Origin of the sequence: Paracoccus sediminilitoris, from assembly GCF_003259195.1 — a bacterium.
Taxonomy (GTDB): Bacteria; Pseudomonadota; Alphaproteobacteria; order Rhodobacterales; family Rhodobacteraceae; genus Paracoccus; species Paracoccus sediminilitoris.
Genome location: NZ_QJPK01000034.1, coordinates 1 through 22,655, shown reverse-complemented (window position 1 = coordinate 22,655; position 22,655 = coordinate 1). Strand labels below are relative to the sequence as shown.

Genomic DNA, 22,655 nt, shown 5'->3' with positions numbered 1-22,655 from the left:
GAATTGTTCAGATATCTAACACGGATAAAGGTTGGCCTACAACGCTCCGACCACTTGAAGGCAGCTTCGTCCCGCAAAACAGACGGACCAAGGTGGCGGTCGACGGTCTGCTGTGCGGGACCTTTCGGCCATTGAGTGCGCCTACGCTAAGACCGTTCGCAATTGCAGCATCAGCGACGTGCTGGGCGGAAAGCCGCCGCTAAAGATTCCTGATATTTACAGGTCTAGAGTCCGGAAGCAGCCGCTCGTCATCCCATATTCTTATCAAAGCGCGGCCACTCACACACACCTACTCGAACGCCGCTACGAATTCGGCGACGATGGCCTTTTCGCGCTGCTGGCACGCCGGCTCTCAGGCGTTACGTCGACACAGGGCGATGTCAGCTGCGCAGCGGATGCGTTCCTGCGCGCCAGCGTCAGCGCTGACCTTTTGATCGAATTGACTAGTCAGCATTTATCACGCGTCAGCCGTGCCCCACACGCAAGAGTGACGTAGAAATGGCAGAAAACGGCGAAGCCGTTGGGCGTTTACGCCAGCTGCAGCGTTCTAGACGTCACATGGCGTCGGCATCAGGCCGACGCGATCCTGTTCGACCGGAGTGCCTTGATGAAAATGATATCCCTTCTGGCCATGAGCCTGTCCCTGACCACCCCCGCCCTTGCCCAGGACGCAGCCACGGATGCGCCCGCGATCGCGCGTGAAGCTGGCGACGGCGTTGTGCGTCTTTATGGTGCGGGCGGGCCGCATAGCGCGCTGCAGAAGGTCGCCGATGTCTGGCAGGCCGAAACGGGCACCGAGGTTGCAATCACCTTCGGACCGGAACCCACATGGTCCGATCAGGCGCAGGCCGATGCCGACATCATCTGGGGGACGTCCGAGCAGTCGATGACGGCGTTTCTGGAAACCTACACCTCGTTCTCGTCCGATCAGGTTCAGCCGATCTACCTGCGTCCCGCCATCATCGCGGTGAAGGCCGGCAACCCCAAGGGCATCACCGGCTTCGACGATCTTCTGGCCGACGGCGTCAAGATCGTCGTGACCGAGGGCGCCGGCGTCGGCAACACATCGGGCACCGGAGTTTGGGAGGATATCGCAGGGCGAACGGGCAACCTGGACGATGTTGTGGGCATGCGCCGCAACATTGTGGCGTTCGAGCACGGGTCGGGCGCCAGCTTCAAGGCGTTCACCGATATGGATGCGGATGCCTGGATCACCTGGCCGGACTGGACCGCGCGCAATCCCGACGTTATCGAGGCCGTATCGCTGTCCGAGGACCGCGCGATCTGGCGCGACCTGAACGTCGCCATCGCGCCGGATGCTGACCCGGAGGCGCAGGCCTTTCTGGACTTTCTGGTTACGGACGAGGCGCAGGCGCTGATGGAAACCGAAGGCTGGACCCGCTGAAGGGGTCCACGATCCAGCATCTCTAAAGCATGAGGTTTGACCTGACCGGAGATCTGTCCAACGCAATGCGATTGAATGCGAACCCTCATCGTCAGCCTGAAGTCCCGGCTTGAACGGCGATGGAATGAGCAAGACGCCAAACGTAACCCCCCGCCTGCAAGCGGGGGGTTTTTCGTTCAGTTCCGTCGTGGAGAAGAGCCATCGATCATCTCAGGGCTCGACGTTGTCTGCCTTGGTCGCGCTTGCGACATAGTGGGACAGAGCGTCCAACTCCTCGTCCGTCAGGCTATCATACGGCGTCATCGGTCCGACGCCGTTCACCAACGCCCGCATGACGCGGTCATAATCGGGACGCATGGTGTCGAGGTTCGGCCCGATCTCTCCCATTGTCTCGGCATCGGCCAGGGTATGGCAGATCGAGCAGGACGGCTCTGCCCCTTGTGTGAAAAGTGCCTTGCCCATGTCGATCCGGGCAGAGTCTGTTTCAGCTACAGCCATACCTGACAAGGATGAAAGCAAAATGGCCGCGGCACTCAGTGTCTTGTTCATGTGTTTTCCGTTGATCTGAGGGGTGTCCGGCACGAACCGCCAGCCGCGTGTGTCATGCCACTTCGATTTCGATGCCGGGCGCGCGCCACCCATTATGATTGTATCCGGGGTCGTTGGGCTCAGTCTGCTCAGGCTGCTGGTTTCCGTCCGCATCCGTGGCTCGGCTGACCAGCCGATACGTGCCGGGCTGCAGATCCATCTGTGCCACAAAGGGACGCCACGCAAATTTCCCGAGATCAGGTCCGATGAACTCTGCTGTGCTCCACGTCTGGCCATCATCCGCAGATACTTCGACTGATGCGACGTTGGTTGTTCCGCCGAACGCCACACCCGTGACCTGAACGCGACCAGCCTGGGTCGCATCCAACGGGCCGGTGATCCAGGATTTGACCGACATCTGCCAGACCGACGGATGGTCCGGGCCGCCTTCTTCACCCACAGGCTGCAACCGATAGCGCGTCTGCTGGATCAGCGCTGGCGACTGCTCCGCGGTCATGGCGACCTTGGTGACGTATTTCACGCTGTTGACGCCCGTAAACCCGGGGACGACCATGCGCAGCGGACCGCCATGGGCCAGGGAAATCGGCTCCCCATTCAGCTCCCACGCCAGCAAGATATCATCGAGCGCATCCAGGGGCACCGACCGCTCGACGAGCAATGTCAGCGGATCAAGTCCTTCGGGAAGCGTCTCTCCACCCGTGCCGGTCACGTATTCCATCCCCTCCGCAACTCCCCCCAGAGCGTCAACCACGACTCTCAAGGGCACACCCGTCCACATGACGCAGCCAGCAGCACCAACCTGCCAAGGTGTGCCGGACGGCTCGTGCTCAAAATAGGCACGACCGTTCCCGGAGCATTGCAGGACCATGGCAACAGTCGTGATCCCCATTGTCTTCAGTTCGGCCAGCGTCAGGCTCCGAGGCTCTGCCACGCCGTCGATGCTGACTTCCCATGCATCGCGATCGTCAAGAATGGAAGCAGGAGGCGGTGCCACATTGTTGCGGACATACAGCCTGTCCTCAGGCGTAAACGCAGAGGTTCCAAACGCAGACCGCTCCATCTCGATCGTGCTGTTGGAGTGCACGATCAGTGCATCGGCGTCTTTCCAACTGACATAGTCAGGCAGGGCCGTCACACTTTCCTGAGCTTGCACACGGACACCGCTGGCCATCACGGACAAGATGGCACCACTTCCGGCCAGCAGGCTTCGACGGCCTATCTTGAAATCACCCATCATCACTGAGCCTGCTCCCAAAGGTTTTGATCTTACTTTTGAGCCTAGCATGAAAAGAGGTTGGCGTGTCCACCGCCTCCTTTTGCGCGCCGCGTTATCAGAGCCGCTTCACGGGTGTCTATCCCTGACCGTCCGCTCCGCACCGTCCCGCATTGTGTCGATCTATCCTGACCCCGTGAGCGTCCGCTTTGGTGAACTGGCATAAGCAGAGCCTTCAACCAACTGAAGGAAATGCTTTGCCTAGCATTCGGTGGATAAGCCGCAAGGGATGCGAAGCATCATTTGCGGCTTATGATTTTTTGTTTTGCAGTCTCATGCTGACAGCATCAGGGCGGCAGCACCCGCCGGAACGGTGCGACGTGTGGCGATCATCTCAATCCTCCTTCAGGCAAGGGGCGACGAACAGATCACCCTGCCACGCCCCGCGCACGGTGCGAGTGGCTACGATGGCCCAGATCACGGCCAGCAGGGCCACCAGCATCAGGCCGAAGACGTGGATCGAGCCGATGGGCATCAGCGTGCCCAGCTTCAGCGTTGCCACCGCGAACACCCCGATGGGAAAGGTATAGCCCCACCAGCCGAGGTTGAACGGCAGCCCCTCGCGCAGGTAGCGCCCGGTGATCAGGGCGGCCATCGCGAACCACCACAGGCCGTAGCCCCACAGGATCATCCCGCCGATCAGACCGACGCCCTGCGCGGCGCCAACATAGGCGTCCAGCCCGTGCGCGGCGAAGATGGCGGGCGCAGCCTCGCCCAGGGTCATCAGGCCAAGCGCGCCGGTGCCGATGGGGCCAAGCGCCAGCCAGGCCGAGGCCGCCATCGACGCATGCGGCAGTTTGTGGATCGCAAGGCGCAGGACCAGCACCACCAGCACGCTCATCGCGATGGGCAGCGACAGCGCCCAGAGGGTATAAGACACCCACAGCACTGTCAGGCCGTTCCCGACATGCGGGGCCAGCAGCCCGCCCGTCACTGCCGCCACCTCGGCCGCGACCATGGGCAGAAGCCATACGGCGGTCATCTGGTCGATGGAATGGCTTTGGCGGGTGAACATCAGATAGGGGATGGCGATGCCACAGGCTGCGGCCATCGCGACGTCGATCCACCACAGCGTTTCCGCCAGCCCCACCGCGCCGCGATAGATCAGCAGGCCGTTGATGATCGTGGCCAGCCCCATCGGGATGCAGCCGAAGAACATCGACACGACCGAATGGCCGAAGACGCGGCGCGCCCCGTCGAAGAAGAACACCCACCGCGCCGCGTAAAGCACGCTGAACAGCGCGAAAAGGCCGATGTTTAGGATCCACAGCGCCTCGCCCACCGCGCGGAACGGGGTTTGCGCCAGCGCGATGGACAGGATGCCGGTGCCCATGGTGGCGGCGAACCAGTTCGGGGTGAACTGGCGCACCACCTCGCGCGGGCTGTCGAGGCGGCTGAGCGGTTGGAGGCCGAGCGATACGGCCCGCATTTTCTCGAAGGTCATGGGGTATCTCCTTGGGTATGAAGATAGTGGGGCTGGCGCAACCGATCCAACGGATTAAACTTGTCCGAATGATCGGATTAGACGATGGGACGATGATGGCGATCTGGATGCAGGCGGGATTGTGGGGGCTGGCGGGCGCATCGTCTCTGCTGATCGGCGTGGCGCTGGCATGGTTTGCGCCGTTTCCCAAACGGGTGACGACGGGGTTCATGGCGTTCGGCTGCGGTGTCCTGATCTCGGCCGTCAGCTATGACCTGATCCTGGACGGATTCGGCAAGGCGGGCATCTGGCCGGTGGTGCTGGGGGCCGTGGCGGGGTCGGTGCTGTATACGGTGGCCAACGCGCTGATATCGCGGAATGGCGGGCACCATCGCAAGCGGTCGGGAAAACAGCAGCGGCAGGCGGCACAGGGCGGCGGGTTGGCCATCGCGGCGGGGGCGTTTCTGGACGGGATACCGGAATCGGTCGTGCTGGGGGTGGGCATGCTGGACGGCGGCGGCGTCAGCATCGCCATGTTCGCGGCGATCGTCCTGTCGAACTTTCCCGAAGGTCTGTCCAGCGCAGTTGGGATGAAGGCTGCGGGGCGCGGCGCGGGGTATGTGTTCGGCCTGTGGGCGGCGATCGTGCTGTGTTCCGGCGCCGCGGCGCTGATCGGTGCAGCGGCCTTGGGGGATGCGCCGCCCTATCTGCTGGCGGCGGTGAATGCGCTGGCCGCCGGCGCCCTGCTGACCATGATCGCCGACACCATGATCCCCGAGGCGGTGGAGGGCGAACGCGGCGAGACTGGCCTTCTGGTCACGCTCGGGTTCCTCGTGGCCTTCGCCTTGTCGCATCTGGGGGCTGCCGCATGACGCTGGAACAGCTTCGCATCTTCATCGCCGTGGCCGAACGTCAGCATGTGACCGAGGCCGCCCGCGCGCTGAACCTGACCCAGTCCGCCACCAGCGCCGCCATCGCAGCACTTGAGGAACGCCACGACGTGCGCCTGTTCGACCGCGTGGGGCGCGGCATCGTGCTGACCGATCTGGGCCGCAGCTTCCTGCCCGAGGCGCGGGCGGTGGTGGCGCGGGCCGAGGATGCGGCGGGGTTCCTTGCGGCCTCGATGGGATTGCATCATGGGCGGTTGCGGCTGGTGGCCAGCCAGACGGTCGCGAATTACTGGCTGCCGAAGGTCATGCAGACCTTCCAGGCCGCCCATCCGGGGATCGCGTTGACTCTGCGCATCCTGAACACCCATGACGCGTGCCAGGCGGTGGCCGAGGGTGAGGCCGATCTGGGCTTTGTCGAGGATGAGGTGACCTCGCCCGCGTTCACCCTGATCCCCGCCGCAACGGACCGGCTGGTCGTGGTGGCGGCGAAGCCCGTGACCGATCTGGCAGCGGCGACGTGGATCCTGCGCGAACAGGGCTCTGGCACGCGCGCCATTCTGGAACAGGCGCTGGCGGCGGCGGGGATCGTGCCGCGCGTGGGGATGGAGCTTCCCTCGAACGAGGCTGTCCGTGCGGCGGTCGAGGCGGGCACTGGCGTCTCCGCCCTGTCGCGCGTGGTGATAGAGGCATCCTTGGCAGCGGGTCGGTTGTTCGAGATCGCGTTCCCCATCCCGCCGCGCCATTTCAACGCCGTGCGTCCCACCGGCCGCCATGTGAGCCGAGCCGCCCAAGCGTTTCTGGACCGCGCCCTTGGATGAGGTGCTGCGCGCCCTGATGGCGATTGCGTCCACCGACCGGCTGTTCAACCCTTACCGCGACCATGATCCGGCGGTGGAGGCTGCGGGTGCCCCTGAAATTCGCCGCTGCAACCTGCGCGTCTATCTGGAGGCGATGCCGAAGGGCGCGCCGCTGTGGCTGGGCGAGGCGATGGCACGACGCGGTGCGCGGCGCACCGGCATCCCGTTCTGCGGCGAGGAGGCGCTGCACCGCCTCGGCCTGCCATTGATTCAGCCGACCCGCTATGCGCTGCCCGACGGGCCGACCGCCTGTGCGATCTGGGCCGCCGTGTCGGACCCGCCGCCGCTGTTCTGGAACGCCGTCATGCAGCATCCTCATCATGCCGATGGCCGCACCCGCCCGCCGACCGTGGCCGAGATTGCCGCCAACATGCCCGCCCTGCATGCGCTGATCGCGTGGAAACGCCCGTCGCGCATCCTCTGTATCGGGCGCGTGGCCGAACGCGCGGCGCAGGGCTTGGGCGTTTCCGCCACCTATGTCCGCCATCCGGCGCAAGGCGGGTTGGCCGCATTCCGCGAGGGTGCCGCGTCATTCATCGAACAAGGCGATTGATCCAAGCGGAACGATGCGTTGGACGGTTGTCTTCCGCGGGCCTACCTATTCCCGCAACCTTTAGGAGGACACCGTGACCACATCTACCCCCAAACGCATCGCCGTCACCGGCGCCGCCGGCCAGATCTGCTATGCCCTGCTGTTCCGCATCGCCAAGGGCGACGTCTATGGCCCCGACCAGCCGGTAATCCTGCAACTGCTGGACCTGCCGCAGGCGCAGGATGCCGTGCGCGGCGTGGTGATGGAGCTGGAGGATTGCGCCTTTCCGCTGCTGGTCGAGACCATGGTGACCGACGATCCGGCGACGGCCTTCCGCGATGCGGATGCGGCGTTCTTCGTCGGCTCGCGCCCGCGTGGCAAGGGGATGGAGCGGCGCGATCTGCTGTCGGCCAATGCCGAGATCTTCCGCGCCCAAGGCCGAGCGCTGAACGAGACCGCCAAGCGTGACGCGAAGGTCGTGGTCGTCGGCAACCCCGCGAACACCAACGCGATGATCCTTGCCGCCAACGCGCCCGACTTCCCGAACGAGAACGTCACCTCGATGATCCGGCTTGACCACAATCGCGCGCTGACGCAGCTGGCCACGAAGGCGGGCGTCGCCGTGGCCGAGATCGACCGGCTGGCCGTCTGGGGCAACCATTCCCCCACCATGTTCGCGGATTGGACCGAAGCCACCGCGCAGGGCGGCAAACTGCCCGACATGATCGGCGACGACGCATGGTATCGCGACACCCTAATCCCGAACGTGGCCCGGCGCGGCACCGCAATCATCGAGGCGCGGGGCGCATCCTCGGCCGCGTCCGCCGCAAATGCCGCCATCGACCACATGCATGGCTGGATTCACGGCACGGGGGGCAAATGGGTGTCGATGGGCGTCCACTCGAACGGCGAATACGGTATCCCCGAGGGGCTGATGTTCGGCGTTCCGGTCATCTGTGCGAACGGCACATACGAACGCGTCGAAGGTCTGACTTTTACCGATTTCCAGCGCGAGATGATGGCCCGCACCATCGCCGAACTGGAGGAGGAACGCGAGGCTGTCTCAGCCCTTCTGTAAAGAACAGGCCCGCGCAAGGCGGGCCCACCCTATTATTCCGGCACTTCAACGCCCATGCGGTCCAGCATGGCCGTCATCTCGGCAATATCTTCCTTTTGCGCGTCGATGATCTTCTGCGCCATATCGCGCGTCTCGTCATCCGTGCCGTGCTCCAGCTCCACCTCGCCATGTCGATGGCAAGGCATTGGTCAGGTTCGCAACATAGATACGCAGTGCGGAGAGAGTTCGCTGTTCCCACCCGAAACGGCAGAGCGGCACCCTTTGCCTCACATGACGAATGACTGCTATGGGATGAGCGTCGCCCTAAACCATAGTTGGCCTTGCCCGGACCAAGGTCCGGTTTGGGTCGATCACTCTTGCTGCATCTGCATTCGCTGCAGCAGGGACGAATGACTGCAATGGGCTCTTTGCGTCGATGCGACCAGGCCGCCGAAAGGCTGCTTTTCAGAGATATGGTGACCACGGATCCAGCAAACAGCCGCGCCTTCGCTTCTTTCTATGGCATCATGCAAGCTTTCAAACGAAAGCGTGCATGGGGCTTATACAGAGCGAAACTCTAGTTATTGCACATGTGCACAAATGCACGCCTGCATCATCTAGTGCTTTCAGTCTCCAAAGGCCCTACCTGCCTCATGCTTTTTCCAAAGCTCGTTCAAGGCGTGCTCGATGAGTTCAGAGTTGGTCATGTCTAGTCGCGCCCGTAAGATTGCCACACGCTCTAGCGTTGGATCTCCCTTATCGAAATAAGCTCCTAAATGTTTCTGTGCGGATCGCTTGCCGAGATGCTTTTTTGAAACTGGCTCTGCCGTTAGCTCTGTAAGCGGCGCATGCTCTGGCTTCTTTCCCATGGCTGCCAATAAAGGATTGGCTTTCTTCATTGCATCGCTCCTTGCCCAATATGTGCACAACTGCACTTGTGCTTATTTGCATTTTTGCAATTCTGACTTAACCCAGATCCACAGGGCGGCCATTTCTTCAGCCGCTTTTGTTGCACCCTTAAGCTCTTGGACAGTCAGACCTGATGCACTAGCATCCCGGTGAGCCTTCCGACGATGCAACACGATCGGAGCTGCTTTTGCACCCATCGCTTCAATCACCTCGCGCGTATAGGTAACCTCCGACGGCCCAGTTGGGTTTGCCATGTTGATAACTGCAAAAACAGGTCGTTCGAAGCCACGACAGAGTCGCAGAGTTCTAGGCATTTGTTCTAACGGCTCAACATCAGGCGTAGTCGGTATCAATACTAAATCAGCTACTTCTACAGCTGCCGGGGCCTCGGTTGAGCGGGCAGGGGGCGTATCTATGACAACTAAGTCAGCAATGTCCTTTGCTTGCGCTAATTTCTTTGGAAGTTCGTTCTCAGTAGAGAATACTACAACGGGCATGTCGGCTTCACGTCTTTCGGCCCACTGACTAACGCTCTGCTGGGCGTCCATGTCGATTATCAGCACGGAAAGTCCATCACGTGCCGCTGCAACGGCCAGAGACCTTGCTAGAGTAGATTTACCAACCCCTCCCTTTTGCATCGCAATAGTGATTACTTGCATTTATGCCCCTTTGCATTTGTGCACACGTGCACATATTGAGTTGTGGTAGTTCCGTCTGTCAACCTTCCTAAAGATTTGCCTCTAGTAGCTCCTCAGGGAAAAGATCGTCCTGCTTTCCCTTTTGGGCCTGCCACTGATTTTTCTGCTCATCTATAGTTTTTAGCCACCACGTCAGCCTCAGCTTTGTTACCTTTCGACCCTGCGTCTCAATCACATCGATACGACATGAGAAGGGAGCCAAGGCGTTTACCTCTGCAACTGCCGGTTCTATAGCCTTTCGACGAAATGCTGCAAAGGGTCCTAGTTTCCCGCTTGGTACGCCAAGATAGTCGCGCAACTCATCTGTTTCAAAATCGTTATAGAAAACGTGTTTCAAACCAATACGCTTTGCAATTATTTCGTAAAGGGCCATCCCATATTTAGTGCCAAACCCATGAAGAATTTGCATCTCAAGACGAGCAAAAATTTGGCTGTCTCGTAGAATTGGCAAAAGTTTGGGATGAAGCTCATATGTCAGCATTGTAGCAATTCCAGGACCAAATTTCTCTACGTCGGTAGGCCCTAGAAGGCTTACGTTACGCGTTGACCCGTCTGACATGCGTATACGAACAACTGTCTGCATCAGACATAAAATAGCCTCCGTAACTCTATCATTTGAGGTGTGGTTGCCCCGAAGCTCAGAAAAGGAAATTCGATGCTCGTGCCCCTCCGCAGCCATATCTGGTCCGAAGGCATTAGAGAGAAGTTGGTTATAGATACGACGCGCTGCGAGAGTAATTTTCTCACCACCGCGGACCTCAATCAGCTCAGCTGGTTTTATGACCTCGCCTCGCCTCTGGAATGCGTTGAGTGTCCCACTGCAAGTATCATGACTTTTGGGGCGAGGTTCGTCTGTCATCTACTGTGACCTTTGGTGTATTTGAGGTCACAGTAGTCTCTAAAGCGTGTACTCTGAAAGCTATTTCTTGATTTTACTGGGATAAATTCAGAGCCTCGCCCAAAAAGTCACTTTGCAGGCTGACTAGAACACTGTGCCTCGCCCAAAAAGTCACGATACCTCGCCCAAAAAGTCACCTGTCCTCGCCCAAAAAGTCACGATACCTCGCCCAAAAAGTCACCTTCAGGCTATTTAATTATTTAATATCAGTTACTTGCAGGCTCTAAAATGGAAGAAACTTAAAAAACTAAAAAATCTGATCCGTACACCGAACACGAGGCGGGACACATATGAATGTCCCGCCTCGTGTTCATCAGCTCGGCATTCTGACCAATGCTCCACCTGGCGCTGATGCGGACACTTGCTGCGGGTTGTCATAGAAGCCTGCGAATATCGGCACCGGTGTCTTGTAGACCTTGGCGTCGCCTGCAAGCTTCACGTAGCCGATGAGATCGGGAAGGCTAAGGATCTCGGAGGGCATGACGACGCGCTCATCGCGTTCCGACCGGCTGATGCCCTTGGTCTTGGTTGTGCCCGACCAGGCGCTGCCGCTTTCACTTTCGCTCTCCCCCTCAACCAGCATGCGTTGCTCCCCAAGGGCCAGTGACATGCGTTCGGCAGCTTTGCCGTCGGATGCGCGGAGAAACAGCTTGTTGGTGAGGTTGTTGCAGATCGAGGCGGCGCGGTTGTGGCCATAGAGATCCTCGATCTGGTTGAGATCCTGCATGCCGCAGACCAGACGGACATTGGTCTTGCGCAACTCGGCAGCGCCGGTGAGCAGGGCAGGGATCTCGCCCAGGCCCGCCAGCTCGTCGATCAGCAGCCATGTCGGGTGCTCTGCCTTGCCGGTGTCGATGGCGGTGGAAATGGCCAGTTCGACAACGCAGGAGATCAGGCTGCGGACAGTGGCCAGGTCGCGCTTGCGGTAGGTGATGAACAGGGAGCGTTGGCTGGGACCGGTCATGGTCTCGCGGACCCATTTGCGGATCGAAAAGGGATCAACTTGCTGGGCGTGCTCGGGGAGGTTCTCGAAGAAGCGCAGGGGATCGAGGAGGCTCATGCGGATGGCATTGAGGCCCTTGTCGTTGTGGACCAGCGAAGCGGCTGCCGTGCCCCTGATGAAGGGCTCCAGGACCTCGGGCGGGGCGCTGATCAGCAGGTCGAAGAATTCCCGGTTGCTGAAGAGGCGGTCCTCCTCCTCGCAGGCCTGGGCATAGCCCATGCCGACAGCGGCAAAGAGCGACTTGGCCATGCTGCGCCATTCGGCGCTGTCGCCCTTGCCGTCCCCGATCAGGCCCTGGGCCAGCTGGTGCCAATCGCTGCGGCGCTCGATCTCGTGGTAGGGCGACCAGCGGGGCAGGAAGTCGTTGTCCATGATGTCGAAGCGATACACGTGGCCGGCCACGCCGCTGAAGGAGGTCAGGAGATCATGACCTGTATCAACGACGATCATGTTGTCACCGCGGGCCAGGAACTCCGCCACGAGGCATTTGAGGGCCTGGGACTTGCCCGACCCGGTGCCGCCTTCCAGCTGGGTGTGGAGGGTCTCGGCATTCAGGGAGGGGTAGGGCACCCAGCCCAGGGCGACGGGCTTCCTGACGCTGCTGTCGGCCAGCCACTTCGGTTTGCGCTGGCGGGTGACATCAACGAGGGCCATGCCGCGCAGGTGCTTCTTCTTCAGTCCCCGCACCTTGGTCATGTAGGGGGCGATATCGCTCCAGCGACCGCCGGTCAGGACGAACAGGATCCATTGGACGACGAAGATGGCGGCGCCGATCTTGAGCAGAAGAAAGATCAGGCCGGCATAGCCTTCGCCGGTCATGCCATTGGCCTCCCAGCTCCGGCCGGCTTGGTTAAAGACCCAGACACCGGTCGCCCAAAGAGCGCCGATGAGCACCAGCCGCGACACGAGCTGGAGGGCCGATTGAGTGGCGCGGAGCATGTTCCACGCTACGTAAGCGTTCATCAGCGGCAGGAACAAAAATCCCCCGATGATGATGCCGATCAATCCGCCGATGGGACCACCACCGCCTTGTCCTGAACTTCCCTGAGACATTCCAATATCCTTGATAAAATCGATTGCGCGTTTCCCATACGGTTCAACCGGAGAGAGTAGCAAGCATAGTTTTTGTTGCACAAAAACGCTTGCCTGCTGCGCAGGAAATCCGCATGCTGCGGATCTGGCATGCTGCCAGACCTGCCTTTGCAGTGATGCCGGGAGACCCGATGACGGACGCAGCGACAGGCCGAGCCTCAGCCACGCCGACCACCGCCGCGGGCGGTGACGCTGGCGGCGCGGCAGTGCGCCCGGGCAGCGCCAAGCCGGGGCGGCCGTCGCTGGCGGTGGCGGAGAGCCGCGCCGAGCGGGTGGCGTTCCGGATGACGGCGGAGGAGCTGGCGCGGGTCCGGGCCGAGGCGGAGCGGGCCGGTGTGTCGGTGTCAGCGTACTGCCGCGCGGCTGCCTTGGGGCAGCGCGTCCGGGTGCGGTCCGCGCCGGATTTGTCGGCGGCGCTTGTGTCGTTGAACCGGGTCGGCGTGAACCTCAACCAGATCGCCCGGACGCTGAACGCCGGGCAGCCGGTGCCGGTCGATCTTGGCGAGGTGCTGGACGAGGTCCGGGCGGCGGTGGAGCGGCTGGCGGAGATCGAGGGATGAACTTCCAGATCGCCGCGCAGGGCCGGAGCTTCAAAGGGGCGATGGCCTATTACACCCATGACAAGCGCGCCCCCAGCCCGGAGGGCGGGGTGGCGGCGGCCAGAGAGGGTGCGGGTCCGCATCCGGCCTCGTCGGAGCGGGTGGCGTGGACGGAGACGCGCAACATCGCCAGCGACCGGCCCGAGGTGGCCACGCGGATCATGATCGCCACGGCGGAGCGGGCCGACCAACTGAAGGCCGAGGCCGGGATTGCGGCCACCGGGCGCAAGGCGCAGAAGCCGGTGCTGGCCTATTCGCTGGCCTGGCATCCGACCGAGGCCGGGAAGCTGGACCGGGCGGAGATGTCGCGCGCTGCGAATGACAGTTTACGGGTCCTGGGGCTGGAGAAGCACCAGGCGGTGATCGTGGCGCATCGCGACACGGCGCATCCGCATGTGCATGTGATCGTGAACCGGGTCAGCCCCGAAGACGGGCGGATGGCGAAGATCGATCCAGCCCGCGTCCGGGCGCTGGACCGGTGGGCGAACGAGTACGAAAAAGCCCGTGGGCAGGTGGTCAGTCCGGAACGGGCGGCGAAGTACGAACGGGTGGCGGAAAAGCAGCGGCAGTACCCGGACCCGGAGGCGCGGCGGGCGCATGTGGCGGAGAAGGCCGCAGGGCGCGCTCAGGCGGCCCGTGAGCGGCAGGAGGCGGCTTCCGGGGCATCAGGGCTGCCCGAGGCGCGCAAGGCGGCCCAGGGGGCTTCTGAGCGGCCCCAGAGCCAAGCTGCGATCCTGCGGGAGATCAGCGCCGCGACCAAGGAGCGGCACCGGCAGGAATGGGTGGCGCTGCGCGGGGGCTATGCGGCGCAGAAGGCGGAGATCGCCTCCGCGCATAAGGGGAAGACCCGGGAGGTGCTGGCGGCGCATAAGCGGGACACGAAACCGGACTGGGCGGCGCAGTTCCGGGGGGAGCGGGACGGGGCACGCGAGCGGCAGCGCATGGAGCGCGGGCTCATCGGGCGGCTGTCGTTGTCGATCGCGGCAGCGCGGGAACAGCACCGGGAACAGGGTGGCAGTTTTGCGAAGCTGGTGGCGGTGAACTTCCTCTCAAAAGAGCGGCGGGAGGGGGCCTTTGCAGCGGCCAGCCAGCGGGATCGGGCGGCACTGTCAGCGCGGCTGAACCGGGAGCTGGGTGGTAAGCTGGAGCCGCTGAAGGCCGGGCGGGCGTTCGAGATGGGTCAGGCGCTGGAGCGGTTCAAAGAGGATCGCAGTGATCTGGTCGACCGGCAGGCCGGGGAGTGGGGGAAGATCCGCGAGGCCTGGAAGCAGGTTGGCCGGGAGAAAGCGCCGGAGCGGGGCAGGGGTAGCGTTCAGGAGAGCGGGCGCGAGGGCGAAGCGCAGCAAGGATCGCGGTTTGGCTGGCTGGACCGGCAGAAGGCGGAGCGAAATGTTCCAGCGCGAGGCGTTGCTGAACCCCGACAACAGGCAGAGCAGGCGCAGAACGACAGAAAGGCGTCGAGGTTCGACTGGCTGAACCGAAAAAAAAATATTCCTACGAAATTCCTGGAGCCGGATAAGCATAAAAAGGACCGGAATCAGTCTGATCGCGACCGGTGACCGAGCAGGCCAATCCCTACGGCCCCTAGATGGAAAGAGCGGGATCGGCCTGCTTGGGCGTTTGCGAGTAATAAATCACCAAGCTTCAAGGTTCGCTTTGTCTCACCTGCAACGTGGCAGACTCAGCAGATTATTCGGTTCATCACCATCTGCCTCGGTCTTAAGGTACTTTTTGCCGTTGCGTTTAGCGATAATCACCCAAACTGATTTGCCATTTGCTTGAGTCCAGAAGCGCCATTTTTTGTCTTCGATTCCTTTTATGGCCACATCAAGCTTGATGCACCATGAGCCACCGGTTTCGCTTCCCGTGGATCCGCCAATACTATCGATACGTCGATCAGGATCTGCACCGTCGGGAATGATACAGGTAATTTGATGATCTTGCGGCATAAGCCCTCTCTTCTGTTAGTGTGTTTTCTGTTGGAAGAGGGTTCGCAGAAGGCTGCCGCCGCGAGCCCCACTATTTTGTCCTCATGGATTTAGCAGTCCGGAAGATTGTCCAGATTGTTTTTCGAGGACTTGTCTGCGGTCGAACGCAGGTACTTACCCGTGGTCCCGTTCACCACGTTAACGTTGATACGAGAAGTTCCGGGTTGCTGCACGAAATAGGTATGCAGGCCGTTCTCAATGTCGCGGATCGCGTCAGCCTTCTGGCGCGGCGACCATGCTTCGCCGGCCTTGCAGAGCTTCGTGATATCCCCGTCCTTGTCTTTTCCCGTTGCGGTAACTTGTCTGTCTGCCATCTGAGATGCCCTTTTTTACTTCATAAAAGTGTAGCTATAACTACACTATCCGACTCATATAGTGGTCGCTATACTTTTGTCAAGAGAATAGGGGAAACGTACGAATGTCTGAAAAATTCGGGGAGAAGTTGCGCAACGTCAGGACCGTGAAGCGCACGACTCTTGAGGAGTTGGCCGAAGCCATTGGTTCGTCCAAGGCCTATGTGTGGCAGCTAGAAAACAAGAAGAACGCCAAGCCTTCCGCCGAGCTACTCTTGAAGATTTCCAACTATTTCGCGGTATCCCCAGATTTTTTTCTGGATGACACAAAAGACGAGCCGTCAGATAGTCAGCTAGAAGACGCATTTTTTAGGAAATTTCAAAAGCTATCGGCGAATGACAAGCGTACGATAGAAAGGATAGTTGCCGGTTTTGACGACAAGGACCAAAACTCTACCGACTAAGGAGGCCATCCGGCTTACCAATCTCTGGCAGAAGTATGGTCCAAACACCTACCCGCTCGACATTGCTGAACTTATTGACGGGGCGTTTCGTGACAGTGGCTTCGATGGTCAGCTAACTACCAAACGAGGTTGCTTCGATTCGTTCGAAGGATGTTTGGTCAGAACAAAAGACAGCCAGAACTGGACAATTCTGCTCAACGATATGGTCGAGAACAAGCGCAGGCAGCGCTTCACACATGCGCATGAACTCGGGCATTTCATGTGCCACCGTGGATTAAGAGACCGGTTCGAGGACAGCGATGCGAGCCTCAACGACTTCCGGGATAACATTGAATCCGAGGCCAACTTGTTTGCTTCGTGGCTTTTAATGCCTGCTAACATTATCCGCGACGAATTTTCGGGTTCTAGGTGGGATGCAGCCACGCTGTGTCAGGTAGGCTGTCGCTTTGAATGCTCTCTTCAGGCAAGCGCACTGCGCTTGGTTTCGCTGTCATCAAAGCCTATCGCGTTCGTCGTTTCACGCGATGGGATAATTTTGTGGGCGTGCAAGAGTGCCTCGGCACCCTATATGGCTGCGTACTGCTTTGGTGACGAACTTCCCGAGACCTCACTTGCATTGGTCGCTCACAGAGAAGGAAGCGGGAGCCTTGAAGCAGAGGATTCCGGAGATGCTTGGAACAATTTTTTCCATGCAAAAGAAAGTCAGTATTTCGACACGTCTGGCAGGGGGTACCAATACACCTGTATTGAGTTTTGACAGCAATCTTCGGTCTGTTTTTATCGATATAGATGCCATATTTATCAGAATTATGATCCGGTATATCAGCAGCTTGCGTTTTTCTATAGATACTTGAACAGTATAAACGCCATGACGAGGCCAACCAAAGCCAGTGCCGTAATGGGAGCAACCGTGCCTCATGCGCTGATACGGATCTTCATGTCTGCCCGTTTAAACTCGAGGGTGTAGTGCCCGAGGTCTTTCATAAGACCTCTCCATTTTTAAGATCCGTTCGCACCGCCAGCGCCATAAGTGCTTCCGCATCTTCGCTTCCATTGCGCAGTTCGAGCGGGAACGGATTTCCGAGCGGACAAGAGAGGGACTAGCTTCGGCTCGCGATCGGGGTCGGATCGGTGGCAGGCCCCCTTCGCTCTCCAAGACACAAGAGGAGGAGGTGCGGCGGATACAAGATCTAGAAAACCGCGCCATTTCAAAGATCGCGCGACTATTTAAAGTTAGCGAAAAGAATGTGCGGAGAGCCTAAGCATCCTGCTATGAGGCCGAATTGCACGGGGTGTCAGCTTTTCTTAATGCTCCATCCGCGCGCGATATATATGACATCATCTTCACCAACGGTTGCAGGGGTATAGGTAACATTTAGAAGGCGCTGAGGCACAACAAGCTCACGAGAAAGATTTCCATTCAGTCGCTCGATGACAGTCTTTGAATATGAGGGTATGCCATCAAGGTCATCCCAATCGCTTTCCGGAGGCTGAAATACATCCTGTCCCCCGATAAATACTGACTCGACAATGTAACCCTTTTTGCCTTTCTTGGTAGAAACGGTGACGTTAAGTTCATGCCCGCGGCCAGGCAGCTCTATGAAGTTTGCGCCTACAGCTACGAGAGTGTCCGCGATAAAGTCAAAGCTGGTCTTCAGCGCCGGAACTTTTTGAAGGTCGAAAACTTCATCAAAGTACTCTCCTTTGATTTTTTGTCGGAAATTACCTGTCGAGTCAAAAAATATTTCGAATAGCATCCCATCCAATAATGCTTTTCTTTTTCCAGCTCCAAACTGTGCGGTGCGCGATACGAAATTTTCGATAAAAACGTCTGCTGCCCCAGACGATCCGCAGGCGGCTTGATATATGTTTCGTCCTAAGACGAACAGGTCGTTCACGCCCATTCGTTTGACGCTTTTTTCATCAAGCTTCAACAGTGCTGGATTTTGAACGTACCAGTTATAGCTCTTTAAGTCTTTGATAATTATATGTGAAGGCTTTGATGTGTCGAGGCCGAACAGTCCATCTGCAAGAGCGGTCTCATCATATTCATCAACCAGCTTGTCAATTCCAAGGTTGAAGTAGAATTCTCCTGCTAGGGATGTGTGTTCCCATGTAGTCTGCTTGCCCTTAGTGGCTGCGGCGACTGTGTTCCTTACCCGCTTGAACATTGTCTCGACAGGGCAGTCTTTGGTATCTATGTGCTGCAAAAGTGCTTCAGTATAGGTGCCATTCCGTCCGATTCCATCTGCAGCGAGTTCGCCGGGAGACGTTGCAAAGCCGATGATTGTACCCTTTGGGGCATAGACTGAGGCCAAGCCACGCATAGAAGCATCTCGGTGCCACGCCCTCTTCCATGGATTGTTTCGACACGCATCCAAAACAATAATCTTGGTGGAAGCTTTTGATTTGGCCATAACTTCGACAACCTTGTCCAAAGACAGTGAGCTGTGCTTCGCATCAATCTCTGATGACCCATCTGTGTCTATGGCGAGCAAATAGTTGCTGCCATCAATCTGCATTCCATGACCGGCAAAGAAGAACATTCCAACATCATGGGTTTTGAGAAGTACGGAAAATTCCTTAAGCTTCTTTTCCATGTCTGCATTGGAGCAGTCTGTGCCTAAGATCACTTCAAAATCGTAAGATTTTAGCTTTGTACTGACGTCCACAGCATCATTGACGGGGTTTTCGAGTTCATCACCTGCCGGGTAATCAGCGTTACCTATGACCAGAGCTGCCATTTTTCTTTTCAATGTAGATCTCCGTACTGACGCATACTCGCGCTATCAAATTTTTGCACCGATCGTGACGCTATTCGTAATCGCTTGGATCGTCCCAAAGCCACCGCCCAGGTAAACCTGGTTCTTCGAGTTGTCATTCGGGGCCAGTCGCTTGGCATAGAACCTGACCGCCCCGTGGGCGGCCATCCTGTCAAGCAAGCGGATGAGTGGGGTGATCAATCCATTGGCCTTCAATGCAGAATTCGTCTGCACCAGAGGACAGCCAGCTGGCTATTGAGTCAATGACTTGGCCAGGAGGCAGACGCCCCCTGCCCTTCAGCGCACATTCCCAGACCTTGCCACAACGCCAGCCTGCCGCTCTGGCCGCTGCCCATGTTTCTGTATCCCGTTCCTCGTTACGCGCAATCTTAGCCCGCCAGAACTCTTCACGGCTCTTTGGCCAATGAAACATCGGGCAGTCATGGTGGTGCCAGAAGCAGCCATGGACCCAGACCAACGCGTGATGCTTTGGAAAAACCAGATCGGGCTTGCCGGGAAGGTCCCGGCGCTGAAGCCGGAAACGGAAGCCGCGTCCGTGCAATCCCTTGCGGATAATCAGCTCAGGTTTGGTATCCCGCCCCCGGATCGCCGCCATATTGCGGCTCCGGGTGGCAGTGTCATGGACATCAGCCAACTTTAAGCAGGCCCGATCCTTCTGTCAGCGCCATGACATGAGGCCGCATCAAACGCGCAACCTCAGCAAAGACCGGTACGGCGACCGAATTGCCGAATTGCTTGTAGGCTTGGGTGTCAGAGACCGGGATACGGAAGCTGTCATCATAACCCATCAGACGCGCGCATTCGCGTGGTGTCAGACGGCGCGGATTATTGCCTTCTCCACGGCTGACAAGGATCTCCGAGCCATCCTTATAGTAACGCGCCGAGAGTGTCCGGGAGATGCTATTGCCATCCACCAGTCCGAAGCCAAAACCGTTGCCTGCCGCTTTGTGCTTTGCCGCATAGCCCTGCAGAAACTGCCAGAGCTTATCGCTCAGCGTGTACTTGTCGCTGACCTTTGCATCATCACCGACGGTGAAATGGCTTTCAGGGGCCTCGGTACCATCCTCCGGGTGCAGGATATCGCGCATGCCACGTCCTGCCCGGCCCGGCAGGACCAGATCGTCATAGGAAAATCCGGTATTCTCCCGAAAGCCGACCATAACGATCCGCTCGCGGTGCTGCGGTACGAAGTTGGCAGCATCGATAACCTGGGTATGCAGCGTGTAGCCCAGCTCTTCGGTCAGCTTGCGCCGGATCACATCGAATGTCCGGCCCTTGTCATGGCTCTTAAGGTTCTTGACGTTTTCCAGCAGGAACGCCGCCGGGCGGTGGTGCATAAGAATGCGCAGAACATCGAAGAACAGGGTGCCCTGGGTTTCATCCTGAAAGCCGTGCAGCCGGCCCAGAGCGTTCTTCTTGGAGACGCCGGCTATCGAGAAGGGCTGGCAGGGAAATCCGGCAACCAGCACGTCATGCTCCGGGATGTCGGCCGCATCAACCTCACGGATATCGCCTGCGATCTCGCGGTTATCTGGGTAGTTGGCATGGTAGGTCTTTTGAGCGTACTTGTCCCACTCCGAGGTGAAGACACAGTGCCCGCCTGCCCCATCCATCGCCCTGCGCAGCCCGCCGATACCGGCAAAGAGATCGATGAAGGTGAACGCTCTTTCGGACTGCACGCTCTTGTGCGAGGCGATCTGCATCCGTAGCAGGTTGATGATGCCGTCGCGCGGGACCTCTTCGCCCCGCTTCCAGCGGTAGACATGGCCCTCTGAGTAGCCCAGCATCTTGGCAGCCTCGGGCACACTCCAGCCGGTCTGCTGGATCAGCATCTCAAATTCGGTCATTCTGCTCTTGCTCCTCGTTCCCACGTATCTGGGAATATTTCTGACATTGTGTCATCAGAATTCCCTGAAAGCAAGAACCTAACAGAAACAAATTGGCAAGTCCGAGGCTGAACTTCAAAGTGCGCTGGTGCTATCATAGCGTAGCGCTGCATAGTCGCGGCAGCAGGACGCGTGAATGACGTTGCCGGCTGCAGAGGGTCCGCGTGATCTCCTCATGGTGGCCTCGCTGCATCAGCTTCACCAAGAGAGCAAAGGCAAAAACTGTGGTAGTAAAAAGAGGACACCTTAGCGACTATTTTGCAGGCGTAGGTGTAAAACGGCTGTCTGCTGTAGATGCAAACCCCAATAGATCCCACCAGCACGAGGTGGGAACAACCGCAAGAATGCGACAAGATTTCCTTGGAACGGAGCAAGCAAAGCGCTTTCATTCCGTCTATGTCTGGTTGGGCGAAGAGCAGAACAGTTTTTCAGCAACAGGCTGGGCAACTCACTATGATGCCAGAGCAAATATTCCCCATCGCAGCGCTGAATGGAGGCTTTATTATCCAGCCAACGCCGTGACAGAGGCAATGAGCGAGGGGGATACTCTTTTCCTCGCTAGGCATCGGGATGGCACCCTTTGGTTTATTGTAACACCACAAGGGTCAACCAGCGAACAGCAACTATACTGGCTTTTTGGTGTTCGCCCGGACGGCCCGTCATTCGTTTCCCGGGGGGTTTCCGAAGATGAGCCCACGCTTGATTTTGCATCGCGTTTTATACTTGAAGAACTTGGAATCGAGTTTGAAGAGCCAGATGCTGAGAGGCTAGATGCAATCATTTCCCACTTTGAACTAACCTTTCCAGCGACAGCAATTATGTCAGAACTTGCACGTGAATCACTCCCGGGAGTACGTGCTGAAGATGGCCCCGATGCGGCGTTAGTTGCATGGCTGGATCACGAAGAGGCAATGTTCCGAAGGCTGGAGCGTCGTATTGTGTCGGAGCGCTTACAACAAGGGTTTATCGCCGGAAATACCACCGACGTGGATGGCTTCATTCAGTTTTCCCTTTCAGTGCAAAATCGAAGAAAATCCCGGATGGGCCATTCGCTTGAACACCATCTGGGGGCTGTGTTCCGAGCCTTTGGGATCCGGCATGCGCGGGGTGTGATTACGGAAAACAAGCATAAGCCGGATTTTCTGTTTCCGGACGCGGTTACATATCAGAATGCTCCCCCGGAAGGTTCGCCCGGCTTGATGATGCTGGGGGCAAAATCGTCATGCAAAGACCGATGGCGACAGGTTCTTGCGGAAGCAGCGAAGATCAGTCCGAAACATTTGCTCACGTTAGAGCCAGGCATTTCAACGCCTCAGACTGACCAGATGGCGGCGTCGGAGTTGCAACTTGTGGTCCCTGCCCCGCTTCACGCAAGTTATACGGCCAATCAGCAGGCATGGCTGTGGGACCTTGCAGGCTTCATCCGTGAAGTTCAGAGATACCAGCGCACCTGAGGTAGTGGGGAGGCAGGTTAAATTGATTAGGCTTTTCCCCAGAGGGTACGGGTGCTTCATTCGGAGCCAAGCTTCATACTGTGAATTACAAAGCAGCTATGACCATCTCGGTTGCAATGATATTACACGGCTGAGGCAGGTTGAGTTCTGCGGGCGTTACGTTGTTTTGCGTAAGCCAAGCATGTCTGCAAGTAACTGTCGATAACAGTTGTATTAAGCGCTTCAAATATGATCCCACCGCTTCTCTTGTTGACCTCAAACATGAAATCAGCAATTGCGGCATCGTAACTGTTCAACCATTCCTCGTTATCAAGCATACGAAATATTCCGCTAATAAGAGGTTGTCGAAAGGCGCTGTCAGCCCGATCGACAATCTGCAACCTGTAATTTGCGCGAGTTAGCAGGAGCTTCAAACCGCCTTCAATATTATCTGGCATGGCCAAGGCGGAAAGGTGCCCATTCCACCACAGCCGGCCGATAGCATTTTGGTCACGGCAGCCGCGCAAACCCGCTGCAAAAAAGTGAAGGCGGACAGCCGATGCTGCTGTTTCTTCTTTAGTGATCCAGCGTTTTCGTGCATACTGAAGGCATTCAATATGGCA

The 22,655-nt window shown here is 58.5% G+C and carries 25 protein-coding genes; 11 read left to right on the top strand and 14 right to left on the bottom strand.

Going from position 1 to position 22,655, the window contains the following annotated elements; genetic code table 11:
• Nucleotides 1-607: 607 nt before the first annotated feature.
• Entirely contained in the window at nt 608-1,405 is a 798-nt protein-coding gene (locus DKT70_RS16400) for a substrate-binding domain-containing protein (RefSeq protein ID WP_042250316.1), read from the top strand.
• A gap of 210 nt (nt 1,406-1,615) precedes the next feature.
• Here the strand turns inward: DKT70_RS16400 and sorU are convergent, their stop codons facing one another.
• The 3 genes from sorU to DKT70_RS16385 all read right to left on the bottom strand — a co-directional run bounded on the left by sorU (nt 1,616) and on the right by DKT70_RS16385 (nt 4,671).
• Nucleotides 1,616-1,954 carry a SorU family sulfite dehydrogenase c-type cytochrome subunit gene (gene sorU / locus DKT70_RS16395; RefSeq protein WP_042250314.1) on the bottom strand — a complete coding sequence of 113 codons (339 nt, stop codon included), beginning with the start codon at nt 1,952-1,954 and terminating at the stop codon, nt 1,616-1,618.
• Between the two features lie 52 nt (nt 1,955-2,006).
• Nucleotides 2,007-3,188 (bottom strand): SorT family sulfite dehydrogenase catalytic subunit, encoded by a 1,182-nt coding sequence (sorT, locus tag DKT70_RS16390; protein WP_111560155.1) that lies wholly within the window; start codon nt 3,186-3,188, stop codon nt 2,007-2,009.
• A gap of 373 nt (nt 3,189-3,561) precedes the next feature.
• Entirely contained in the window at nt 3,562-4,671 is a 1,110-nt protein-coding gene (locus DKT70_RS16385) for a TDT family transporter (protein ID WP_111560152.1), read from the bottom strand.
• Nucleotides 4,672-4,739: 68 nt separating this feature from the next.
• Here DKT70_RS16385 and DKT70_RS16380 point away from each other — a divergent pair, with 68 nt between their 5' ends.
• The 4 genes from DKT70_RS16380 to DKT70_RS16365 all read left to right on the top strand — a co-directional run bounded on the left by DKT70_RS16380 (nt 4,740) and on the right by DKT70_RS16365 (nt 8,007).
• The gene (locus tag DKT70_RS16380; protein ID WP_199559633.1) at nt 4,740-5,522 is read left to right on the top strand and encodes a ZIP family metal transporter; all 783 of its coding nucleotides are present in this window, start codon (nt 4,740-4,742) and stop codon (nt 5,520-5,522) included.
• Nucleotides 5,519-6,358, top strand: coding sequence for a LysR family transcriptional regulator (locus DKT70_RS16375; RefSeq protein WP_111560151.1), 840 nt, complete (start codon nt 5,519-5,521; stop codon nt 6,356-6,358). Before DKT70_RS16380 ends, DKT70_RS16375 begins: the two co-directional genes overlap by 4 nt.
• A 16-nt stretch (nt 6,359-6,374) precedes the next feature.
• The gene (locus tag DKT70_RS16370) at nt 6,375-6,950 is read left to right on the top strand and encodes a uracil-DNA glycosylase family protein (RefSeq protein WP_111560153.1); all 576 of its coding nucleotides are present in this window, start codon (nt 6,375-6,377) and stop codon (nt 6,948-6,950) included.
• A gap of 73 nt (nt 6,951-7,023) precedes the next feature.
• Nucleotides 7,024-8,007 carry a malate dehydrogenase gene (locus DKT70_RS16365; RefSeq protein ID WP_111560150.1) on the top strand — a complete coding sequence of 328 codons (984 nt, stop codon included), beginning with the start codon at nt 7,024-7,026 and terminating at the stop codon, nt 8,005-8,007.
• Nucleotides 8,008-8,039: 32 nt separating this feature from the next.
• Here the strand turns inward: DKT70_RS16365 and DKT70_RS16360 are convergent, their stop codons facing one another.
• From DKT70_RS16360 to DKT70_RS16345, 5 genes are all read right to left on the bottom strand, one after another.
• Nucleotides 8,040-8,168 carry a DUF305 domain-containing protein gene (locus DKT70_RS16360; protein WP_158530129.1) on the bottom strand — a complete coding sequence of 43 codons (129 nt, stop codon included), beginning with the start codon at nt 8,166-8,168 and terminating at the stop codon, nt 8,040-8,042.
• 444 nt (nt 8,169-8,612) lie between these two features.
• Entirely contained in the window at nt 8,613-8,885 is a 273-nt protein-coding gene (locus tag DKT70_RS17855) for a hypothetical protein (RefSeq protein WP_146612666.1), read from the bottom strand.
• A gap of 42 nt (nt 8,886-8,927) precedes the next feature.
• Nucleotides 8,928-9,554, bottom strand: coding sequence for a ParA family protein (locus DKT70_RS16355; RefSeq protein WP_111560148.1), 627 nt, complete (start codon nt 9,552-9,554; stop codon nt 8,928-8,930).
• A gap of 67 nt (nt 9,555-9,621) precedes the next feature.
• Complete coding sequence (locus tag DKT70_RS16350) at nt 9,622-10,452, bottom strand: replication initiation protein (protein ID WP_111560147.1); 831 nt, start codon at nt 10,450-10,452, stop codon at nt 9,622-9,624.
• A gap of 352 nt (nt 10,453-10,804) precedes the next feature.
• Nucleotides 10,805-12,499: a type IV secretion system DNA-binding domain-containing protein gene (locus tag DKT70_RS16345; protein WP_158530127.1), complete on the bottom strand. Its 1,695-nt coding sequence runs from the start codon at nt 12,497-12,499 to the stop codon at nt 10,805-10,807.
• Between the two features lie 161 nt (nt 12,500-12,660).
• On the opposite strand from DKT70_RS16345, the gene DKT70_RS16340 reads away from it, so the two are divergent.
• A complete protein-coding gene (locus tag DKT70_RS16340; protein ID WP_111560145.1) occupies nt 12,661-13,146 on the top strand; it encodes a plasmid mobilization protein in 486 nt (161 codons plus the stop codon).
• Nucleotides 13,143-14,744 (top strand): relaxase/mobilization nuclease domain-containing protein, encoded by a 1,602-nt coding sequence (locus DKT70_RS16335; RefSeq protein ID WP_111560144.1) that lies wholly within the window; start codon nt 13,143-13,145, stop codon nt 14,742-14,744. The genes DKT70_RS16340 and DKT70_RS16335 overlap by 4 nt, the downstream gene beginning before the upstream one ends.
• Before the next feature lie 102 nt (nt 14,745-14,846).
• Here DKT70_RS16335 and DKT70_RS16330 read toward each other — a convergent pair whose 3' ends face one another.
• Together DKT70_RS16330 and DKT70_RS16325 are read right to left on the bottom strand one after the other, a co-directional pair.
• A complete protein-coding gene (locus DKT70_RS16330) occupies nt 14,847-15,134 on the bottom strand; it encodes a DUF3892 domain-containing protein (RefSeq protein ID WP_111560143.1) in 288 nt (95 codons plus the stop codon).
• 89 nt (nt 15,135-15,223) lie between these two features.
• On the bottom strand, nt 15,224-15,487 hold the full coding sequence (locus tag DKT70_RS16325) for a DUF3892 domain-containing protein (protein WP_111560142.1): 264 nt from the start codon (nt 15,485-15,487) through the stop codon (nt 15,224-15,226).
• 104 nt (nt 15,488-15,591) lie between these two features.
• Between DKT70_RS16325 and DKT70_RS16320 the strand changes: the two genes are divergently transcribed.
• From DKT70_RS16320 to DKT70_RS16310, 3 genes are all read left to right on the top strand, one after another.
• Complete coding sequence (locus DKT70_RS16320) at nt 15,592-15,930, top strand: helix-turn-helix domain-containing protein (RefSeq protein WP_111560141.1); 339 nt, start codon at nt 15,592-15,594, stop codon at nt 15,928-15,930.
• Nucleotides 15,890-16,687, top strand: a complete 798-nt coding sequence (locus tag DKT70_RS16315) for an ImmA/IrrE family metallo-endopeptidase (RefSeq protein WP_111560140.1) — start codon at nt 15,890-15,892, stop codon at nt 16,685-16,687. Before DKT70_RS16320 ends, DKT70_RS16315 begins: the two co-directional genes overlap by 41 nt.
• Before the next feature lie 238 nt (nt 16,688-16,925).
• The gene (locus DKT70_RS16310) at nt 16,926-17,192 is read left to right on the top strand and encodes a recombinase family protein (protein WP_111560139.1); all 267 of its coding nucleotides are present in this window, start codon (nt 16,926-16,928) and stop codon (nt 17,190-17,192) included.
• A gap of 33 nt (nt 17,193-17,225) precedes the next feature.
• Here the strand turns inward: DKT70_RS16310 and DKT70_RS16305 are convergent, their stop codons facing one another.
• From DKT70_RS16305 to dcm, 3 genes are all read right to left on the bottom strand, one after another.
• Nucleotides 17,226-18,674, bottom strand: a complete 1,449-nt coding sequence (locus DKT70_RS16305) for a caspase family protein (protein WP_111560138.1) — start codon at nt 18,672-18,674, stop codon at nt 17,226-17,228.
• Nucleotides 18,675-18,864: 190 nt separating this feature from the next.
• Complete coding sequence (locus tag DKT70_RS16300) at nt 18,865-19,308, bottom strand: very short patch repair endonuclease (RefSeq protein WP_233490628.1); 444 nt, start codon at nt 19,306-19,308, stop codon at nt 18,865-18,867.
• Between the two features lie 31 nt (nt 19,309-19,339).
• Nucleotides 19,340-20,560, bottom strand: coding sequence for a DNA (cytosine-5-)-methyltransferase (dcm, locus tag DKT70_RS16295; protein WP_111560136.1), 1,221 nt, complete (start codon nt 20,558-20,560; stop codon nt 19,340-19,342).
• Nucleotides 20,561-20,823: 263 nt separating this feature from the next.
• Here dcm and DKT70_RS16290 point away from each other — a divergent pair, with 263 nt between their 5' ends.
• Nucleotides 20,824-22,053: a type II restriction endonuclease gene (locus DKT70_RS16290; RefSeq protein WP_111560135.1), complete on the top strand. Its 1,230-nt coding sequence runs from the start codon at nt 20,824-20,826 to the stop codon at nt 22,051-22,053.
• A 122-nt stretch (nt 22,054-22,175) separates the two neighbouring features.
• Here the strand turns inward: DKT70_RS16290 and DKT70_RS18100 are convergent.
• On the bottom strand, nt 22,176-22,655 hold a 480-nt coding region (locus DKT70_RS18100; protein WP_199559632.1), incomplete at its 5' end, for a DUF6339 family protein.

Excerpts from the sequence above, each read along its gene's own strand:
- DKT70_RS16400 (WP_042250316.1), top strand. The coding sequence starts at position 608 with ATGAAAATGATATCCCTTCTGGCCATGAGCCTGTCCCTGACCACCCCC.
- sorU (WP_042250314.1), bottom strand. The coding sequence starts at position 1,954 with ATGAACAAGACACTGAGTGCCGCGGCCATTTTGCTTTCATCCTTGTCA.
- sorT (WP_111560155.1), bottom strand. The coding sequence starts at position 3,188 with ATGGGTGATTTCAAGATAGGCCGTCGAAGCCTGCTGGCCGGAAGTGGT.
- DKT70_RS16385 (WP_111560152.1), bottom strand. The coding sequence starts at position 4,671 with ATGACCTTCGAGAAAATGCGGGCCGTATCGCTCGGCCTCCAACCGCTC.
- DKT70_RS16380 (WP_199559633.1), top strand. The coding sequence starts at position 4,740 with ATGATCGGATTAGACGATGGGACGATGATGGCGATCTGGATGCAGGCG.
- DKT70_RS16375 (WP_111560151.1), top strand. The coding sequence starts at position 5,519 with ATGACGCTGGAACAGCTTCGCATCTTCATCGCCGTGGCCGAACGTCAG.
- DKT70_RS16370 (WP_111560153.1), top strand. The coding sequence starts at position 6,375 with ATGGCGATTGCGTCCACCGACCGGCTGTTCAACCCTTACCGCGACCAT.
- DKT70_RS17855 (WP_146612666.1), bottom strand. The coding sequence starts at position 8,885 with ATGAAGAAAGCCAATCCTTTATTGGCAGCCATGGGAAAGAAGCCAGAG.
- DKT70_RS16355 (WP_111560148.1), bottom strand. The coding sequence starts at position 9,554 with ATGCAAGTAATCACTATTGCGATGCAAAAGGGAGGGGTTGGTAAATCT.
- DKT70_RS16350 (WP_111560147.1), bottom strand. The coding sequence starts at position 10,452 with ATGACAGACGAACCTCGCCCCAAAAGTCATGATACTTGCAGTGGGACA.
- DKT70_RS16340 (WP_111560145.1), top strand. The coding sequence starts at position 12,661 with ATGCTGCGGATCTGGCATGCTGCCAGACCTGCCTTTGCAGTGATGCCG.
- DKT70_RS16335 (WP_111560144.1), top strand. The coding sequence starts at position 13,143 with ATGAACTTCCAGATCGCCGCGCAGGGCCGGAGCTTCAAAGGGGCGATG.
- DKT70_RS16330 (WP_111560143.1), bottom strand. The coding sequence starts at position 15,134 with ATGCCGCAAGATCATCAAATTACCTGTATCATTCCCGACGGTGCAGAT.
- DKT70_RS16325 (WP_111560142.1), bottom strand. The coding sequence starts at position 15,487 with ATGGCAGACAGACAAGTTACCGCAACGGGAAAAGACAAGGACGGGGAT.
- DKT70_RS16320 (WP_111560141.1), top strand. The coding sequence starts at position 15,592 with ATGTCTGAAAAATTCGGGGAGAAGTTGCGCAACGTCAGGACCGTGAAG.
- DKT70_RS16305 (WP_111560138.1), bottom strand. The coding sequence starts at position 18,674 with ATGGCAGCTCTGGTCATAGGTAACGCTGATTACCCGGCAGGTGATGAA.
- DKT70_RS16300 (WP_233490628.1), bottom strand. The coding sequence starts at position 19,308 with ATGGCGGCGATCCGGGGGCGGGATACCAAACCTGAGCTGATTATCCGC.
- dcm (WP_111560136.1), bottom strand. The coding sequence starts at position 20,560 with ATGACCGAATTTGAGATGCTGATCCAGCAGACCGGCTGGAGTGTGCCC.